This window comes from Stenotrophomonas sp. Y6 (assembly GCF_022436665.1).
GTDB lineage: Bacteria > Pseudomonadota > Gammaproteobacteria > Xanthomonadales > Xanthomonadaceae > Stenotrophomonas > Stenotrophomonas acidaminiphila_A.
The window spans coordinates 254017-271670 of the sequence record NZ_JAKUKB010000008.1 but is presented as its reverse complement, the minus strand read 5'-3'; the positions used below and the strand labels follow the sequence as shown (position 1 = coordinate 271670).

Genomic DNA, 17654 nt, shown 5'->3' with positions numbered 1-17654 from the left:
AGCATACGCCCGGGCCGCTTCGAAGACACCGCCGGGGCGGCCGCGCCTTACTCCACGACCACCGGGATCTTGCCGATGCGGGCCTGCCATTCGCGCGGGCCGGTGGTGTGCACCGACTCGCCGGTGGAATCGACCGCCACCGTCACCGGCATGTCCTGCACGGTGAACTCGTAGATCGCCTCCATGCCCAGGTCGGCGAACCCGACCACCTTCGAGGCCTTGATCGCCTTGGACACCAGGTAGGCCGAGCCGCCGACCGCCATCAGGTACGCCGACTTGTTGTCGCGGATCGCGTCGATCGCGGCCGGGCCGCGCTCGGCCTTGCCGACCATGCCCAGCAGGCCGGTCTGCTCCAGGATCTGGCGGGTGAACTTGTCCATGCGGGTCGCCGTGGTCGGGCCGGCCGGGCCCACCACCTCGTCGCGCACCGGATCGACCGGGCCGACGTAGTAGATGAAGCGGCCCTTCAGGTCCACCGGCAGCGGCTCGCCCCTGTTGAGCATGTCGACCATGCGCTTGTGCGCGGCGTCGCGGCCGGTCAGCAATTTGCCATTGAGCAGCAGGGTCTGGCCCGGCTTCCAGCTGGCCACTTCTTCCGCGGTGATGGTGTCCAGGTCGACGCGGGTGCCCTTGGAGGCGTCGTAGGTGATCTGCGGCCAGTCTTCCAGCGACGGCGGATCCAGCATCACCGGGCCGCTGCCGTCCAGGGTGAAGTGCGCGTGGCGGGTGGCGGCGCAGTTCGGGATCATCGCCACCGGCAGGTTGGCGGCGTGGGTCGGGTAGTCCTTGACCTTGATGTCCAGCACCGTGGTCAGGCCGCCCAGGCCCTGCGCGCCAATGCCCAGCGCGTTGACCTTGTCGTACAGCTCCAGGCGCAGCTCCTCGGCACGGTTGGACGGGCCGCGGGCCTTGAGCTCGTTGATGTCGATCGGCTCCATCAGCGCCTCCTTGGCCAGCAGCATCGCCTTCTCGGCGGTGCCGCCGATGCCGATGCCGAGCATGCCCGGCGGGCACCAGCCCGCGCCCATGGTCGGCACGGTCTTGAGCACCCAGTCGACGATGGAGTCGGACGGGTTGAGCATGGCGAACTTGCTCTTGGCCTCCGAACCGCCGCCCTTGGCCGCGACGATCACCTCCACGGTGTCACCAGGCACGACCTTGACGTTGACCACGCCCGGGGTGTTGTCCTTCGTATTGGTGCGCTTGCCGGCCGGGTCGGCCAGCACCGAAGCGCGCAGCTTGTTGTCCGGGTAGGCGTAGGCGCGGCGGATGCCCTCGTTGGCCATGTCCTCCACACCCATGGTGGCGTCGTCCCAGCGCACGTTCATGCCGATTTCCAGGAACACGGTGACGATGCCGGTGTCCTGGCAGATCGGGCGGTGGCCCTCGGCGCACATGCGCGAGTTGATCAGGATCTGCGCCATCGCCTCCTTCGCCGCCGGCGACTCCTCGCGCTCGTAGGCCGCGGCCAGGTTCTTGATGTAGTCGACCGGGTGGTAGTACGAGATGTACTGCAGCGCGTCGGCGATGGACTGGATGAGGTCTTCCTGCTTGATCGATGTCACGGCTTGCTCGAGGCTGGCGGGGGTTGAGCCGGGCATTTTACGCCCTGCCATCCATGGCGGGCGCCCTGCGGGCCATCGCCGCGCGATGTTGGAAACCGCTCCCGGCGGTTTCCTGTCCGCCCTGCGGGCCATGGCGGCTCTGCAACGCACCGTCCGCGGCCGCCGGCCGGCCGGTGAGGCAAAGTAACCGCTCCCGCTGTCACGCCGGCGCGCGCTGCCGCGTCCTTGCCGCATGGACATGACCGACACCTTCCAGCACCACCGCCCGCGCCTGCTGGCGCTGGCCTACCGCCTGCTCGGCAGCCGCGCCGACGCCGAGGACGTGGTCCAGGACGCCTGGCTGCGCTGGGCCGGGGCCGATGCCACCGCCATCGCTGATCCGCAGGCCTGGCTGGTCACCGCCACCACCCGGCTCGGCCTGGACCGGCTGCGCGCGGCCACGCGCCAGCGCCTGGACTACGTGGGGCCCTGGCTTCCCGAACCGCTGCACATCGCCGCCGACCTTCCACCCGCACCCGATCCCGCCCAGGTCCACGCCCTGGCCGAGGACGTGTCGCTGGCCTTCCTGGCCCTGCTCGAGCAGCTTGGCCCGGAGGAGCGCGCTGCCTTCCTGCTCAAGGAGGCGTTCGACCACGACTATGCGGTCATCGCCGGCCTGCTCGGCCACAGCGAAGCCAACTGCCGCCAGTTGGTGCACCGCGCGCGCAGGCGCCTGCAGGAAGGGCGGCCGCGCTTCTGCGCCGATGCCGGCCAGCACCGGCGGCTGCTGGCGCGGTTCATGGAGGCCTCGCAGCAGGGCGACAACGCCGCCATCCAGGCCCTGCTGCACGCCAACGCGCAGCTGATCTCCGACGGCGGCGGGGTGGTCACCGCGGCGATCCGGCCGCTGCTCGGCGCCGAGCGCATCGGCCAGCTGTTCTGGGCCATCGCGCGCCGCGGCAGCGCCCATCCGGCGCGTCTGGGCAGCGTCAACGGCGAGCCGGCGATCCTGCGTTTCGAGGGCGACCACCTGCATTCGGTCACCACCATCGTGGTCGATGGCGACCGCATCGCGCGCATCTACAGCGTGCTCAACCCGCACAAACTGCGCGCCCTTGTCACGGCCGGCGACGCGGGCGCGTCCTTGCAATGAAGGCGGCCACTGCCGACCGCCAACTGGAACCCCTCACGATGAGCAGCACTTCCCCCCGCGTTCCCTACACCCGCCTGGCCGCCGATGCGTTCAAGGCCCTGCTGGCGACCAGCCAGGCCGTGCACTCGGCGTCGCTGGAGCACGACCTGCTGGAACTGGTGTTCCTGCGCGTCTCGCAGATCAACGGCTGCGGCTACTGCATGGACATGCACGCCACCTCGCTGCGCAAGGCCGGGATCGAGCCGCGCAAGCTGGACACCCTGCCGGCCTGGCACGAAAGCCGCTTCTTCGACGAACGCGAGCGCGCCGCGCTGGGCTGGGCCGAAGCCCTGACCCGCCTGCCCGACGGCGCACCGTCGCAGGCTGCGTTCGACGCGCTGGCGCCGCATTTCGATGCCAAGGGCATCAGCGACCTGAGCATGGCCGTGGCCGTCATCAATGCCTGGAACCGTCTCGGCGCCGGCCTGCTGCCGCCGCTGCCCTGACCGGCCCCGGCCGCTTCCCGCGGAGGGGCGGCGCTTCCGCCCGCGCCCCCTGCCGATGGCCGCCGCCGGCGGCAGGCCGCACAATACCGCCGCATGGGAACCCTGGTACTGATCCTCGACCTCATCGGCACCTTCGTCTTCGCCCTGTCCGGGGCGACGATGGGGGTACGCCGGCGGCTGGACATCTTCGGCGTGCTGGTGCTGTCGTTCGCTGCTGCATTGGCCGGTGGCATCACCCGTGACCTGCTGATCGGCGCCACCCCGGTGGCGGCGATCAGCGACTGGCGCTACCCGGCCATCACCCTGGCCGCTGGCATCGTGACCTTTTTCTGGGCGCCGTTGATCGAACGCCTGCAGTACCCGGTGCGCATGTTCGACGCGATGGGCCTGGCGCTGTTCGCGGTGGCCGGCACGCAGAAGGCGCTGGCCTTCGGCATCGCCCCGCCGATGGCCGCAGCGCTGGGCATGCTCACCGGCATCGGCGGCGGCATCGCCCGCGACGTGCTGCTGGCGCAGGTACCGCTGGTGCTGCAGGCCGAGCTGTACGCCGTGGCCGCGCTGGCCGGCGCCGCGGTGGTGGCGCTCGGCTACTGGCTCGGGCTGCCGCCGCTGCCGTGTGCGCTGGCCGGCGCCGGCCTGTGCTTCGGGCTGCGGATGATGGCCATGCACTATGGCTGGCACCTGCCGGTCGCGCTGCAGTCCTCCGACCCGCCGCCGCCGGAAGGCCCACGCCGCTGAGGTGACGGCGCGCTCACGCCGCCTGCGCCATGGTGGAACCCCCTTCCCGCAGGAGACGGCCATGGCCGCGGAACGTTCCGATACGCTGATCGGTGACGAAGTAGTGCGCACGCTGGGTGCCCAGGGCCGTTTTTCGCAGGTGCTGGTACAGGTCAGCGAGGGCCACGTCACGCTCTCCGGCGACGTACCCGACGCGGCGACCAGGCGGCAGGTGGAAGCCACGGTGGCGGCGATCGACGGCGTCCGCGGCGTACGCAGCCACCTCAACATCGACAGCGGCAGCCATTCCTTCGGCCCGCACGGCCGTGCGGTGCGCGACGACCCGGACGGCGATGGTGCCGCGCACGGCGGCGCCACCGGCCAGGACGGGAACGGCTGAACCCCGGCGGCAACGGTTAACCTGAGCCGGCCCCCTCGCACGAGCCCCGCATGCCGCCCGCGTCGCCCGCTTCCGCCTCCGGCAAACGCCCCAGTTTCCGCGAGCGCATGAACGCCATGCGCAACCTGCCGCCGTTCCTGCGGCAGGTATGGCAGACCAGCCCGGGGTTGACCCTGGCCAGCCTGTGCCTGCGCCTGCTGCGCGCGCTGCTGCCGGTGGCGATGCTGTACGTCGGCAAGCTGATCATCGACGAGGCGGTGCGCCTGGCCGGCGCCGGTGCCATGCCGCCACTGGGCGAGGCGCTGGCCAGCGGCCAGCTGGACACGCTGCTGGAGCTGCTGGCACTGGAGCTGGGCATCGCCATCGCCTCGGACCTGTTGGGGCGGGTGGTCAGCTATGCCGACACCCTGTTGTCGGAGCTGTTCACCAACGCCACCAGCGTGCGCCTGATGGAACACGCCGCCGAACTGGACCTGGAGGATTTCGAGGACCCGGAGCTGCAGGACAAGCTCGACCGCGCCCGGCGCCAGACCATGGGCCGCATGAACCTGATGAGCCAGTTGCTCGGGCAGGCGCAGGACATGGTCACCGTGATCAGCTTCGCCGCCGGCCTGGTCGCCTATGCGCCGTGGCTGATCGCCCTGCTGGCGCTGGGGCTGGTGCCGGCGTTCCTGGGCGAGTCGCACTTCAACACGCTGGGCTATTCGCTCAACTACAGCTGGACCCCGGAGCGGCGCCAGCTCGACTACCTGCGCCAGGTCGGCGCCAGCGTGGAAACCGCCAAGGAGGTGAAGATCTTCAACCTCCACCGGTTCCTGATCGACCGCTACAAACTGCTGGCCGGGCGCTTCTACCAGGCCAACCGCAGGCTGGCGCGCAAGCGTGCGCTCTGGGGCACGGTGCTGGCGGCGCTGGGCACGCTGGGCTACTACGCCGCCTATGCCTACATCGCCTGGCGCACGATCCGCGGCGATTTCAGCATCGGCGACCTGACCTTCCTGTCCGGCAGCTTCCTGCGCCTGCGGCAGCTGCTGGAAGGCCTGTTGACCGGCTTTTCGCAGGTCGCCGGGCAGGCGCTGTACCTGGACGACCTGTTCTCGTTCTTCGCCATCGAGCCGGAAATCCGCTCACGCCCGGATGCGCTGCCGGTGCCGCGCCCGATCCGCCAGGGATTCGTGTTCGAGAACGTGGGCTTCCGCTATCCCGATGCCGAGCGCTGGGCGGTGCGGCATCTCGATTTCCAGCTCAGGGCCGGCGAGGTGATCGCCCTGGTCGGCGAGAACGGCGCCGGCAAGACCACCCTGGTCAAGCTGCTGGCACGGCTCTACGACCCGGACGAAGGCCGCATCCTGCTCGACGGGCGCGACCTGCGCGACTACGACCTGGACGACCTGCGCGCCAACATGGGGGTGATCTTCCAGGATTTCGTGCGCTACCACCTGACGGCGGGCGAGAACATCGGCGTCGGCCAGGTCGATGCGATGCCGGACACGGCGCGCATCCGCGATGCCGCGCGGCGGGCGCTGGCCGACGAGGTGATCGATGCCCTGCCCGAAGGGTATGGGCAGTTGATCGGCCGCCGCTTCAAGAACGGCGTGGACCTGTCCGGCGGCCAATGGCAGAAGATCGCCATCGCCCGCGCCTACATGCGCGACGCGCAGGTGATGATCCTGGACGAACCCACCGCGGCGCTGGACGCGCGCGCCGAGTTCGAGGTGTTCCAGCGCTTCAAGGAGCTATCCGAACAGCGCACCGCGGTGCTGATCTCGCACCGCTTTTCCTCCGTGCGCATGGTCGACCGGATCCTGGTGCTGGCCGACGGCCGCATCGAGGCCAGCGGCACCCATGCCGAACTGATGGCCCAGGGCGGGCGCTACGCCGAACTGTTCGAGCTGCAGGCCGCCGGTTACCGCTGAGCGCGCGCAGCGCGCCGGCGCCCCTGCCGGCAGCAGCGCCCCCCGCCGGCAGGGGCGACAAACGGTCGCATTACGGCCGCCCGGGGGCGGTTTGCTAGAATGTGCAGGTTTACATCCCCCCGAAGAATCCCGGCATGTCTTCCGCTTACGGCACCGAAACGGTGCTTGAAGTCCGTCATTGGACGGACGCCTACTTCAGCTTTTCCACCACCCGTGACAATGGCTTCCGCTTCGAGAACGGCCAGTTCGTGATGATCGGCCTGGAAAACGAGGGCGGCCGGCCGTTGATGCGCGCCTACTCCATCGCCAGCGCCAACTGGGAAGAGCAACTGCACTTCTTCAGCATCAAGGTGCAGGACGGCCCGCTCACCTCGCGGCTGCAGCACCTCAAGCCCGGCGACACCATCCTGGTCGGCAAGAAGCCCACCGGCACCCTGCTGATCTCCGACCTGCACCCCGGCAAGCACCTGTACCTGCTGGGTACCGGCACCGGCCTGGCGCCGTGGCTGAGCATCGTCAAGGACCCGGAGACCTACGAGCGCTTCGAGAAGGTCATCGTCTGCCATGGCGTGCGTTACGAGCGCGACCTGGCCTACCGCGAGTACTTCGAGAAGGCGCTGTTCGAGGACGAGATCCTCGGCGACATCGTCCGCGACAAACTGCTGTACTACCCGGCGGTCACGCGCGAGCCGTTCCGCAACCAGGGCCGCCTGACCACGCTGATCGAAACCGGCGAGATGCCGCGCACGCTGGGCCTGCCGGCGTTCGACCCGGCCAACGACCGCTTCATGATCTGCGGCAGCCCGCAGATGCTGGCCGACCTGCGCACGGTGCTGGACGCACGCGGCTTCGAGGTCTCGCCGCGGATCGGTTCGCCGGGGCACTACGTGTTCGAGCGCGCGTTCGTGGAGAAGTGAGGCTGTAGGGAATTCACCGACAGCCGGCGCCTTTGAAGCGTCCTGTCGATCGTTTAACGTACCGGCCGGATCACGAAGATCCGGCCGTTTTCTTTACAGGACACAGTTCATGGATCCAGTCGCTTCACGCAGCAGCTTCATCGACCGACAGCGCACCGTGCTGCTTGAAGAACTGGCCCAGTGCCGGCAACGCCTCGACAGCGCCAAGCAGGCGCTCGGCACTGCCTACCCTGCCGCCTGCCAGGCCGCCCAGGCCATGCGCCCGGCATTCGAGCAGGGCCTGGCGCAGGCCCGCCGCGACGCGCTGCAGGCTGCGCGCAAGGGCACTCTGGGCCCGGCGCTGAGCCTGAAGGCGGCGCTGGGCACCGGTGGCTTCCGGCTGCTGGTTTGGCTGGGCCTGCTCGGCAGCCTGCTGCTGTACTTCCAGCTCAGCCAGATCTTCACTTTGTACAGCTATCGCTTCCCGTTCCCGGTGAGCCTGCTGTTCGGCCTGTGCGCCGTGGTGCCGCCGGCGCTGCCGCTGTACGCCGCGCTGGTGTGGCTGGGCCGGCGCCGGCTGGTACGACGCAACGCCGCCCCGGTGCTGGCCTCGATCGACGAACTGGGCAAGCGCCAGCTGCAGCTGAACGCCTTCGGCAGGAAGCATGAGGACGGCCGCGCGCATCCCTACCCGGTGGTGCGCGCACCGGCACCGTCGGCGGAGAAGCTGGGCATCAGCTGGCAGCTGGCCGACAAGCACGACAATTCCCACGCGGTGATGGTCGGCCTGGGTACCGACATCGCCGCCGACAAGGACCCGGACATCTTCATCCGGTTGCCGCTCAACGGCCATCCGGGCGGTTTCGTACGGGTCCGTGCCGAAGTCGACGGCCACCGTGCCGTCTGGGAGCCGCTGGCCGCCACGCTGGCGCCGCTGCTGGCGCCGTTCGCCCCGGCCATCGTCGAGCTGCAGCAGCTCAGCGCGCCGCACGAACGCGAGCAGCAGGTGCTGCAGTCGCTGCTCACCCGCCTGGGTTCGCTGGACAAGATGGAAGCCAACTGGCAGGACGTGGCCATTCCCGAGGCGACCCTGGAGCAGGTGGTCAAGCTGGTGGACCGGTTCGCCGCCGGCCAGCCGCCGCTGCCCAAGGGCATGCTGCTGTGGGGCCCGCCGGGTACCGGCAAGACCCTGATCGCGCGCAAGCTGGCCCGGCACGTGGACTGCAACTTCGTCGCCGTCACCATCGCCGACCTGAAGGGCGAGCACATCGGCCACACCGGCCCCAAGGTCAAGAAGCTGTGGGAGCAGGCGCGCGCCAAGGGGCCGACGATCCTGTTCGTGGACGAGTGCGAAAGCGCGTTCGCGCGCCGCGGCAGCCGCGACACCGACAATTTCGGCAACGAGCTGGTGCAGACCTTCATCGCCGAATGGGACGGTTTCAACCAGGGCGGTGGCAACGTGCTGGTGATCGGCGCCACCAATCGCCGCGAACTGATCGACGATGCGGTGCTGTCGCGCTTCACCGTGTCCATCGAGCTGCCGGCCCCGGACGCGACCGCGCGCGAGCGCATCCTGCAGGCGGAGTTCGGCAAGGCGCAGCTGGCGCTGCCGGTGACCGAGGCGCTGGTGCGCGAGACCAGCGGCATGTCGGGGCGCGACCTGTCCACGCTGGTGACCAGCGTGGTCTCCACCCACCCGGCCGGGCGCCCGACGGCGGAGGATTTCAGTGCCGCCATCGCGCGCCTGCGCGGCAAGAATTCGACCTCGGTGCAGGCGCTGGGCTGGGACGACGTGATCCTGCCCGCCTCCACCCGCGCCGAGTTCGAAAGCCTGGGCAAGGAGCTGCTGCACGCCGAGGAACTGGCGCGGATGAACATCCCGGTGCCGCGCGGCATCCTGCTCTATGGCCCGCCGGGCACCGGCAAGACCCAGATCGCACGCGTGCTGGCCAGCCAGTCCGGGCTGTCGTTCATCGCCGCGTCCTCCACCGAGGTGAAGGGCCAGTTCCTCGGCGACGGCGGCGCACGGGTCAAGCAGCTGTTCGAGAAAGCGCGCGCGCAGGCACCGTGCATCGTGTTCCTGGACGAAATCGACACCATCGCCCCGCCACGCGGCGGCGAAGGTTCGGACAAGCTCAACGCCGAGATCGTCGCACAGCTGCTGCAGGAGCTGGATGGCGTGGGCACCCGCCAGGGCCAGGTGTTCCTGCTGGCCGCCAGCAACCACCCCGATGCCATCGACAGCGCGCTGCTCTCGCGCCTGGAGCGGAAGATCCGGATCGGCCTGCCCGACGCCGGGGCGCGTGCCGCCATCCTGCGCCTGCAGCTGGCCGGCAAACCGCTGGACTTCGCCGTCGACGAGGTGGTGGATGCGCTGGCCGCGGCCACCGAAGGCCGCTCCGGGCGCGACCTGCAATCGCTGGTCACCGCCGCCACCCGTCGCGCCCTGCAACGGGCGATGGCGCAGGATGGCGACCCGACCCGCACCCGGCTGCAGCACCAGGACCTGCTGGAAGCCGCCGGCGACGCGACGCCGGCCTGAGCGGCCGGCGGCTCAGCCCAGCGCCGCCCGGACATCGCCTTCCAGCGACTCCGGGCGCGCGGTGGGCGCATAGCGGGCGATCACCCGGCCGTCGCGCCCGACCAGGAACTTGCTGAAATTCCACTTGATCGCGGCGATTCCCAGCGCGCCGCGCTTCTCGCGCTGCAGCCAGCGCCACAGCGGGTGCGCGCCGGCGCCGTTGACCTGCAGTTTGGCCGACATCGGGAAGCTGACCCCGTAATCGAGGCTGCAGAACGCCTGGATCGCGGCCGCGTCGCCCGGCTCCTGGTGGCCGAACTGGTCGCAGGGGCAGCCCAGCACCACCAGCCCCTGCGCCGCGTACTGGCGCCACAGCCGCTCCAGCCCCGCGTACTGCGGGGTGAAGCCGCAGCGCGAGGCGGTATTGACCACCAGCAGCACCTTGCCGGCGTAGGCAGACAGCGGCAACGGCGTGCCGTCCAGGGCGGTGAGTTCGAAATCGGTGACAACGGTCACGGCAGGCTCCAGGCGGAGCTCCAGCGTACGCCATTCGCCGGCATGGCTTTGCAGCAGCAGGCATTCCGCCGCAACCCTGCCATTCGACACACCCGCCGGCGGGGCCGCCGGGTTACCCTGAAGGTTCAGCATTTTTCCGGAGTTTCCGACCTTGAACACCCGTCTTGCCCTCGCCCTGGCCGTGTCCCTGGGCGTCGCCCTGCCGGCCTACAGCCTGGCCGCGAACGCCGCCACCGGGCAAACCGCCCAGCAGGCCAACCCGTTCTTCGCCGAGAGTCCGCTGCCCCTGCACTACCCGCAGTTCGACAAGATCAAGGACGCCGATTTCGCCCCCGCCTTCGACGCCGGCATGAAGCAGCAGCTCGAGGAAGTGGAGGCCATCGCCAACAACCCGGCGCCGCCGACCTTCGACAACACCCTGATCGCGCTGGAAAAGAGCGGCGCCATCCTCGACCGCGCCACCACCGTGTTCTTCTCGCTGATCGGCGCCGACACCAATGACGCGCGCAAGCAGCTGCAGGCCGACTACTCGGCCCGCTTCGCCGCCCACAGCGACGCGATCAACCTCAACGGCAAGCTGTTCGCGCGCATCGAGACCCTCTACAACAACCGCGCCAAGCTCGGCCTGGACGCCGAAGGCCTGCGCCTGGTCGAGAAGTACCACGACAACTTCGTGCGTGCCGGCGCCAAGCTGTCCGACGCGGACAAGGCCAAGCTCAAGGACATGAACGCCGAGCTGGCGCGGCTGGGCACCAAGTTCAGCCAGAACGTGCTGGCCGAGGTCAACGCCTCCTACATCGTGGTCGACGATGCCAAGCAGCTCGATGGCCTGTCGGCCGAGCAGATCGCCGCCGCCGCCGAAGCCGCCAAGGCGCGCAAGCTCGACGGCAAGTACGTCATCGCCCTGCTCAACACCACCGGGCAGCCGGCGCTGACCAACCTGACCAACCGCGACCTGCGCCGCCGCATCTACGAGGCGTCGGTGTCGCGCGGCAGCAAGGGCGGCGAATACGACAACACCGCGCTGGTCTCGCGGATCATGACCCTGCGCGCGCAGAAGGCCGCGCTGATGGGCTTCGCCAACTACGCCGCCTATGGCCTGGGCAACCAGACCGCCAAGACCCCGGAAGCGGTCAACGCCATGCTCGGCCAGCTGGCCCCGGCCGCCGTGGCCAACGCCAAGCGCGAAGCCGCCGACCTGCAGGCGATGATCGACGCCGAGCAGAAGGCCGCCGGCAAGCCGGGCTTCGAGCTGCAGCCGTGGGACTGGGCCTTCTACAGCGAGAAGGTGCGCCAGGCCAAGTACAACTTCGACGAATCCCAGCTCAAGCCCTATTTCGAGCTGAAGAACGTGCTGGAGAACGGCGTGTTCTTCGCCGCCGGCAAGGAGTTCGGGCTGAGCTTCAAGCAGCGCACCGACCTGCCGGTGTACCACGACGACGTCACCGTCTATGACGTGTTCGACGCCGACGGCAGCCAGCTGGCGATCTTCATCTTCGACCCATACGCGCGCGAGTCCAAGCGCGGCGGTGCGTGGATGAACGCCTACGTATCGCAGTCGGGCCTGACCGGCGACAAGCCGGTGGTGGCCAACCACCTGAACATCCCCAAGCCGCCGGCCGGCAAGCCCACGCTGCTGACCTGGGACGAGGTGACCACCACGTTCCATGAGTTCGGCCACGCCCTGCACGGCATGTTCTCCAACGTGAAGTACCCCTACTTCTCGGGCACCGCGGTGCCGCGCGACTTCGTCGAGTTCCCGTCGCAGGTGAACGAGATGTGGGCCGACGAACCGACCATCCTGGCCAACTACGCCAAGCACTACCAGAACGGCTCGGCGATGCCGCAGGCGCTTCTGGACAAGGTGATCGCCGCGTCCAAGTTCAACCAGGGCTTCGCCACCACCGAGTACCTCGGCGCGGCCATGCTGGACCAGAGCTGGCACCAGATCGGCGTCGACCAGGTCCCGGCCCCGCAGGACGTGGTCAAGTTCGAGCACGAGGCGCTGGTCAAGGACGGCATCTACTACGCGCCGGTGCCGCCGCGCTACCGCACCACGTACTTCAGCCACATCATGGGCGGCTATTCGGCCGGCTACTACGCCTACATCTGGTCCGAGGTGCTCGACGCCAACACCCAGAAGTGGTTCCGCGACAACGGCGGCCTGTCGCGCGCCAACGGCGATCATTTCCGCAAGACCCTGCTGTCGCGCGGTGGCAGCGTCGATGCGATGGAACTGTTCCGCAACTTCGCCGGCCACGAGCCGCAGATCGGGCCGCTGCTGGAGAAGCGTGGCCTGACCGGCGCCGAAGGCAAGTAAGCCCTCCTGCCGCGCTCCGCGCAAAGCCGCCCGGTCCGCCGGGCGGCTTTGTTTTTGCCGCGCTGCTGGCACGCCGATGACCGCGGCGGCGGGGAGCGCGCCGGGGGCGGCTAGCGTGGGGCGACGTACCCGCCCGCCACCCCGCGCGGCGACAGCACCAGCTGCCACAGCTGCGCATGGCGGGTCCGGAAGCTCGCCATCGAGGCCGCCAGGTAGAAGCGCCACATGCGCCGGAAACGCTCGTCATAGCGCGGATCCAGCTGCTCCCACGCCGCCTCCACGTTGTCCCGCCATGCCTGCAGCGTACGGTCGTAGTCGGTGCCGAAGTTGTGCCAGTCCTCGAGCACGAACAGCCCTTCCATCGCCGCGGTGATCTGCGCGGCCGAGGGCAGCATCGAGTTGGGAAAGATGTAGCGCGCGATCCACGGGTCGGTGCGCTCGCGGCTGACATTGCTGCCGATGCTGTGCAGCAGGAACAGCCCGTCCTCGCGCAGGCAGCGTTGCGCCACCTCGAAGTAGCCGCGGTAGTTCTTGACCCCGACATGCTCGAACATGCCCACCGACAGGATCGCGTCGAACGGTTCGTCCAGCTCGTGGTAGTCCTGCAGGCGGATCTCCAGCGGCAGGCCGGCGCACAGTCCGCGGGCGAACTCGGCCTGTTCCCGGGAGATGGTGATGCCCACGCCTTCCACGCCATGGTGCTGCGCGGCGTATTTCAGCGCTTCGCCCCAGCCGCAGCCGATGTCCAGCACGCGCATCCCGGGGCGCAGGCCGAGCTTGCGGCAGATCAGGTCGAGCTTGGCCGCCTGCGCGTCATCGAGGTTGCCGGCGTCGCGCCAGTAGCCGCAGCTGTAGACCAGGCGCTTGCCGAGCATGGCCCGGTACAGGTCGTTGCCGAGGTCGTAGTGGCGCTTGCCGACCTCATAGCTGCCCTGCCCGGCCTGCAGGTTGAACAGCCGTGCCTTGAGTGCGTCCCAGACCTCGCCGCCACCATGCACGCGCTCGTCCAGCCGCGCCTCCAGCAGGTGGGCCAGGAACGCGTCGAGCGAACGCGCCCGCCACCAGCCGTCCATGTAGCTCTCGCCCAGGCCCAGCGAGCCGTCGGCCAGCACTCGCGCGTGGAAGCGCGGGTCGAGGATGTCGATGTCCTGCGGGCGTCCCCCGCCGGGGGTGATGCCCGCCTCGTGCAGCAGTGCCTCGACGCGTCGTTGCAGCCCTGCATCCATCGCTGGCCTCCACGGTTCAGGGGTGTGCGAACAGCTCCCGGTAACCGGCGGCCACGTGCGGCAACAGCACGGACGCCGGAACGTCCACGGTCTGGGTGCCGTCCGAGTATGGACCGACCTGGTAGGGAGGGAACACGAAGCGCAGCGCGGCGATGCGCCCGGCGGCGTCCATCACCGGTTCGAACTGCGCGAAGTTGGCGGCATCGGCGGTGGTGCCCTGGTCGATCATCTTGGACAGGTTGCGCACCTGCGCCTGCTGCTCTTCCGGGGTCATGTCCTCGCCCTGGGCGCGGACCATCGCCTGCTCCAGCAGCTTGTCGCGGGTGTAGTCGCTGACCGCCTGCCAGCCCCTGGGCGAATCGACCAGCGCCTGCGCGGTCAGCAGTTCCTGCCGTTCCGGCAGCCAGACGAAGCGCGCCACCAGCGGCTGCCCGTGCGCGCCGCCGGTATAGCTGCTGCCTTCGGCCGACACCGCCACCACCTTCGGGGTGTTCACGGCCATATCGAAGGCCAGCGACAGTTCGTAGGGCGCGGTAGGGGTGTCGTTGCCAAGCTCGTCCACCGCCTTGAGCAGCTCGGACCGGGCATGCTCGGCATAGTCGGACAGGGCCTTGGCAAGACCGGGGTAGGCGTTGGCGGCAGGCGGGTAGCTGATGCCCAGCACGTAGCGGGCATTGGTGTCGATCACGTCATGCAGCTCCACCGCCACCGGCGCGGCATCGGCAGGTGCCTCCGCCACCGGCGCCGCGTCCGGCGCGGCCACCGGTGCCTGCGCCTCGTGTTTCCCGCATCCTGCCATCGCCAGTGCGATCAATGCCGCCGCACAGGCTCCCTGTCCCGACCTTTTCATGTCCTTTCCCTTGTGGATGGATCGCGCGGCTCCACCCGGAGCCGCGTCCGCCGCGGATTATCCCAGCAGGTCCGCATATTCTCCATGACGCTGCATGAAGGCCACCGCATAGCTGCACTCGGGGATCACCTTGAGGCCGGCCGCGCGCGCATGCGCCAGTGCCGCCCGGGTCAACCACGCGGCGATGCCGCGGCCGCCGATGGCGCCGGGCACGCCGGTATGGGTGATCACCATCGCGACGCCGCGCCGCAGGTAATCGAGTACCGCCGGGTGGCCGTCGACGACCACGCTGAAGCGGTACGCGGCGGCATCGTGCGCCACCGGCGGAAGCGCGGTGTCATCATGGCTCATGGCAGGGCTCGCTGGACGGGGTAGCCCATTGTGCCGCGGTCACGCGCCGGTGTGACGTGAAAGGCGCGGCGCACCGCCGCGGGACGTCACTTTCCGACCGGCCACCCGGCGCCCAGCGGCCGGTCGCCCTTCGCCACGCGCGGGCGGAGCGGCTGGCACGCGGTTTGCTGCGGGACGTGGACGTTTTTCCGCTCGCCGTCCCATGCCCGTACCGTTCGACGCTTCGCACCCGCTGCCCCCCGACGACCCCGATGCACTGCTGCTTGAAGGCCTGTTCCAACTGGCTTTCAACGGCGAGACCCAGGGCTGGGAGTTCAAGAAGATCGACGAGGAAGTGCACGCCCGCCTGCTGGCGGCCTACGCCGCCTAGTACGGCCGGCCGCGGCCGGTGCTGGCCACGGCCCCGCCTGGGCCCTGCCCCGGTGACGGCGCCGCACCGTCCCGGGCCGGTGGCGCTGCGCGTCAGCGCCCGAAGCGCGGGTTCATCAGCTGCTCCAGGAACACCTGCAGCACCTGCGGTTCCATGAACAGCATGAACATCACCCCGAACGCGGCACCGGCCAGGTGCGCGCTGTGGTTGACGTTGTCGTTGCCGCGCTTGTCCATCCAGATGCTGTAACCGACGTAGAACACCCCGTAGAGGATGGCCGGCGCCGGAATGAAGAACACGAAGATCAGCGACCACGGGGAAATCAGGATGAAGGCGAACAGCACCGCCGACACCGCGCCGGACGCGCCCAGGCTCAGGTAGTTCGGGTTCTTCTGGTTCTTCAGGTAGCTGGGCAGGATCGAGACCACCAGCGCCGCCACGTAGAACAGCGGGTAGGTCCACCAGTTGCCGGTGACGCGCAGCATGATCTGTTCGATCAGCCGCCCGAAGAAGAACAGCGTGACCATGTTGAACAGCAGGTGGGCGAAATCGGCATGGATGAAGCCGTAGGTCACCAGCCGGTCGTACTGGCGATGGCGGTCCACCGCCGGCGGCCACAGGATCAGCCGGTCGGCGAGCTTGCGGTTGCTGAAGGCCAGCCACGAGACCAGGCTGGTGACGGCGATCAGCAACAGGGTTATCGGTCCTTGCATGGTCAGGCTGCCCGGTAGTTGTCGACCATCCTGTAGCGGCGTGCGTACAGGCCGAACGCCAGGGCCGCGACGAACGCGAAGCCGGCGAAGAAGAACATCAGGAACGCCGCCTCGCTCAACCCGGTGCCGGCGATGCGCGCGGTCACCGTGTCGTTGCGCACCGCCGCGTTGGACAGCAGCACCCACAGGTTGCCGATGGTGGTGGTCAGGTTCCAGAAGCTCATGACCACGCCCTTCATCGACGCCGGGGCCTGGCTGTAGGCGAACTCCAGGCCGGTGGCCGACACCAGCACCTCGCCGAAGGTCAGCAGCGCATAGGGCAGGATCTGCCAGAAGATGGACAACGCGTCGCCGCCGTCCATCGCCACCTGCAGGCCGCCCACCACCACCCAGGCCAGGCCGCTGAAGGCGATGCCGGCGGTCATGCGCCGCAGCGCGGTCGGCTCGAAGCCGAAGCGACGCAGCATCGGGTACAGCACCAGGTTGTTGAACGGAATCAGGATCATCACCAGCAGCGGGTTGATCGCCTGCATCTGCGAGGCGGTGAACCAGGCCGGCATGGTCATCTGCTGGCCCTGCAGCACCCAGGTCGAGGCCTTCTGGTCGAACAGCGAGAAGAACGGTGTGGTCAGGGCGAAGATCACCAGCACCTTGAGCACCGAGCGCACGCCTTCCACCGCGCTGTCCGGATGCGCGCCGCGGGCGCGGTCCAGCTGCAGCATGGTGCCGCCGCCGATGCCGGCCAGCAGTGCCACCAGCGCCAGGCACAGGTAGATCACCACGCCCAGCCCGCCTTCATGCAGCCCGCCCAGGGTCAGCGCCGCCAGCACCAGCGCCCACAACGCCAGCGCGATGCCGGCCAGCGCCACCAGCAGCCCGGCATTGCCCTGCCCCGGTGCGCGCGCCAGCAGCGCGGTGCGCACCACGTTGGCGAACGAATGCGGGTCCTTCGGCGGCAACGGCACCAGCACGTAGCGCCTGCGCCCCAGCCAGAACACGAACGTGGCGATGAACATCAGGATGCCGGGGATGCCGAACGCCCACTGCGGACCCAGGTTCTTCAGCGCCAGCGGGATCAGCAGCGAGGCGAACAGCGAACCGAAGTTGATGATCCAGTAGAAGGCATCGAAGACGATCTTGGCCAGGTGCTTGTTGCCCTGGTCGAACTGGTCGCCCATGAACGAGGCCACCAGCGGCTTGATGCCGCCGGCACCGAGCGCGATCAGGCCCAAGCCGAGGAAAAAGCCCTCGCGGCTGTTCTCGAACAGCGCCAGGCACAGGTGGCCGGCGCAGTAGACCAGGCTGAACCAGAGGATGGTGCGGTACTTGCCGAAGAAGCGGTCGGCCAGCCAGCCACCGAGCAGCGGGAAGAAATACACGCCGATCATGAAGCTGTGCATGATGTCCTTGGCCTCGCCGGCACGGCCGTCGGCGGTCAACTCCTGCAGCAGCAGCGAGGTGATCAGGAACTGCACCAGGATGTTGCGCATCCCGTAGAAGCTGAAGCGCTCGCAGGCTTCATTGCCGATGATGTAGGGAATCTGGCGGGGCATGCCGGCCTTGCCGGCGGGGGCTGCTGCCACGTCGTTGCTCGTCATCTGTAAGGCGATCCTGCGAATGCAAAGGGGGCAAGGGTAACGCAAGCGGCCGCCCGCGCGCGCGCGGCAGCGCACGAC

General features: G+C 69.0%; 16 protein-coding genes. 9 read left to right on the top strand and 7 right to left on the bottom strand.

The window, feature by feature from the left end:
* Positions 1-47: 47 nt before the first annotated feature.
* Positions 48-1565, bottom strand: a complete 1518-nt coding sequence (locus MKP15_RS11010; protein WP_240212729.1) for a fumarate hydratase — start codon at positions 1563-1565, stop codon at positions 48-50.
* 232 nt (positions 1566-1797) lie between these two features.
* Between MKP15_RS11010 and MKP15_RS11005 the strand changes: the two genes are divergently transcribed.
* The 7 genes from MKP15_RS11005 (at position 1798) to MKP15_RS10975 (ending at position 9653) form a co-directional block, all read left to right on the top strand.
* The gene (locus MKP15_RS11005; protein ID WP_240212728.1) at positions 1798-2697 is read left to right on the top strand and encodes an RNA polymerase sigma-70 factor; all 900 of its coding nucleotides are present in this window, start codon (positions 1798-1800) and stop codon (positions 2695-2697) included.
* Between the two features lie 38 nt (positions 2698-2735).
* Positions 2736-3182, top strand: coding sequence for a carboxymuconolactone decarboxylase family protein (locus MKP15_RS11000; RefSeq protein WP_240212727.1), 447 nt, complete (start codon positions 2736-2738; stop codon positions 3180-3182).
* Between the two features lie 93 nt (positions 3183-3275).
* A complete protein-coding gene (locus MKP15_RS10995; protein ID WP_240212726.1) occupies positions 3276-3920 on the top strand; it encodes a trimeric intracellular cation channel family protein in 645 nt (214 codons plus the stop codon).
* A gap of 61 nt (positions 3921-3981) precedes the next feature.
* Complete coding sequence (locus MKP15_RS10990) at positions 3982-4299, top strand: BON domain-containing protein (RefSeq protein WP_240212725.1); 318 nt, start codon at positions 3982-3984, stop codon at positions 4297-4299.
* A gap of 50 nt (positions 4300-4349) precedes the next feature.
* On the top strand, positions 4350-6215 hold the full coding sequence (locus tag MKP15_RS10985; RefSeq protein WP_240212724.1) for an ABC transporter ATP-binding protein: 1866 nt from the start codon (positions 4350-4352) through the stop codon (positions 6213-6215).
* A gap of 134 nt (positions 6216-6349) precedes the next feature.
* Complete coding sequence (locus MKP15_RS10980) at positions 6350-7132, top strand: ferredoxin--NADP reductase (RefSeq protein ID WP_161614391.1); 783 nt, start codon at positions 6350-6352, stop codon at positions 7130-7132.
* A 109-nt stretch (positions 7133-7241) separates the two neighbouring features.
* Positions 7242-9653 carry an ATP-binding protein gene (locus MKP15_RS10975; protein WP_240212723.1) on the top strand — a complete coding sequence of 804 codons (2412 nt, stop codon included), beginning with the start codon at positions 7242-7244 and terminating at the stop codon, positions 9651-9653.
* A gap of 12 nt (positions 9654-9665) precedes the next feature.
* On the opposite strand, the gene MKP15_RS10970 is transcribed toward MKP15_RS10975, so the two are convergent.
* A complete protein-coding gene (locus MKP15_RS10970) occupies positions 9666-10148 on the bottom strand; it encodes a glutathione peroxidase (protein WP_345778731.1) in 483 nt (160 codons plus the stop codon).
* 151 nt (positions 10149-10299) lie between these two features.
* Between MKP15_RS10970 and MKP15_RS10965 the strand changes: the two genes are divergently transcribed.
* The gene (locus MKP15_RS10965) at positions 10300-12468 is read left to right on the top strand and encodes a M3 family metallopeptidase (protein ID WP_240212722.1); all 2169 of its coding nucleotides are present in this window, start codon (positions 10300-10302) and stop codon (positions 12466-12468) included.
* A gap of 110 nt (positions 12469-12578) precedes the next feature.
* Here the strand turns inward: MKP15_RS10965 and cfa are convergent, their stop codons facing one another.
* Genes cfa through MKP15_RS10950 form a run of 3 tightly spaced genes read right to left on the bottom strand, consistent with a single transcriptional unit; the run spans position 12579 to position 14895 of the window.
* A complete protein-coding gene (cfa, locus tag MKP15_RS10960) occupies positions 12579-13694 on the bottom strand; it encodes a cyclopropane fatty acyl phospholipid synthase (protein ID WP_240212721.1) in 1116 nt (371 codons plus the stop codon).
* Positions 13695-13710: 16 nt separating this feature from the next.
* Positions 13711-14544 (bottom strand): DUF3298 and DUF4163 domain-containing protein, encoded by an 834-nt coding sequence (locus MKP15_RS10955; RefSeq protein WP_104938731.1) that lies wholly within the window; start codon positions 14542-14544, stop codon positions 13711-13713.
* Positions 14545-14601: 57 nt separating this feature from the next.
* Positions 14602-14895: a GNAT family N-acetyltransferase gene (locus MKP15_RS10950; protein ID WP_240212720.1), complete on the bottom strand. Its 294-nt coding sequence runs from the start codon at positions 14893-14895 to the stop codon at positions 14602-14604.
* Positions 14896-15097: 202 nt separating this feature from the next.
* Here MKP15_RS10950 and MKP15_RS10945 point away from each other — a divergent pair, with 202 nt between their 5' ends.
* Positions 15098-15265, top strand: a complete 168-nt coding sequence (locus tag MKP15_RS10945) for a hypothetical protein (protein ID WP_202626399.1) — start codon at positions 15098-15100, stop codon at positions 15263-15265.
* Between the two features lie 92 nt (positions 15266-15357).
* Here the strand turns inward: MKP15_RS10945 and MKP15_RS10940 are convergent, their stop codons facing one another.
* Together MKP15_RS10940 and MKP15_RS10935 are read right to left on the bottom strand one after the other, a co-directional pair.
* Positions 15358-15978, bottom strand: coding sequence for a rhomboid family intramembrane serine protease (locus MKP15_RS10940; RefSeq protein WP_104938730.1), 621 nt, complete (start codon positions 15976-15978; stop codon positions 15358-15360).
* 2 nt (positions 15979-15980) lie between these two features.
* Positions 15981-17576 (bottom strand): oligopeptide:H+ symporter, encoded by a 1596-nt coding sequence (locus MKP15_RS10935; protein ID WP_104938729.1) that lies wholly within the window; start codon positions 17574-17576, stop codon positions 15981-15983.
* Between the last annotated feature and the right edge of the window lie 78 nt (positions 17577-17654).